The 824-nt window shown below is 41.1% G+C and carries 1 protein-coding gene; it reads left to right on the top strand.

Features of this window, described 5'->3' with window-relative positions; genetic code table 11:
- Positions 1 to 789, top strand: a 789-nt coding sequence (locus tag V6D41_RS21380; protein WP_333519568.1) for an IS3 family transposase, incomplete at its 5' end; no start/stop codon positions are given.
- Between the last annotated feature and the right edge of the window lie 35 nt (positions 790 to 824).

Genomic DNA, 824 nt, shown 5'->3' with positions numbered 1-824 from the left:
GGTATCCCACGCAGCACCTACTATTACTGCGTAAAGCATTTTGATCGCCCTGATCGAGATGCCGACATGAAAAAGATGGTTCAACTTATTTTTAAAGAACATCAAGGCCGGTATGGATACCGCCGTATTCGTGATGAACTAAAGAATCGGGGACGAAAGGTCAATCACAAGAAGGTGCAGCGCATCATGAAAGCCCTCGGAATAAAATGTATGATTCGAAAGAAGAAATATTGTTCGTATAAAGGAACAATCGGCAAAGTGGCGCCTAACATTCTAGCGCGCAACTTTAAAGCTGAAAAGCCAAATGAAAAATGGGTCACGGACATGACGGAGTTCAAATTATTTGGGCAGAAGCTGTACGTATCGCCCGTATTAGATCTGTTTAATGGTGAGATCATTACTTATACGATTGGTTTAAGGCCTGTTTATTCCCTTGTTTCGGTGATGCTTGATCAGGCATTCAAGCATTTGAAAGATGGGGACAAGCCCATTATGCATTCCGACCAAGGCTGGCATTACCAAATGAAGCATTATAGGCAAGCCTTAAAAGAACGCGGGATTACACAAAGCATGTCCCGAAAAGGCAACTGTTACGATAACGCAGTGATCGAGAATTTCTTTGGTATCTTAAAGTCTGAATTTCTGTACCTAAAAGAATTTGAAAGTATCGAACACTTTAAGCAAGAACTTGAACGATATATTGACTACTACAATCAAAAACGAATAAAGGCAAAACTAAAAGGCATGAGTCCGGTACAATACCGAACTCATGCCTCAAAAACTGCCTAATGAAAACCCGTGTCTAACTTTAGGGGGTCACTTCA

The sequence above is a fragment of the Bacillus sp. 0102A genome (assembly GCF_036765155.1).
Taxonomy (GTDB): Bacteria; Bacillota; Bacilli; order Bacillales; family Bacillaceae; genus Bacillus; species Bacillus subtilis_G.
Note: the sequence above shows the minus strand (reverse complement) of the source record. Positions and strands in the feature narration are given on the sequence as shown.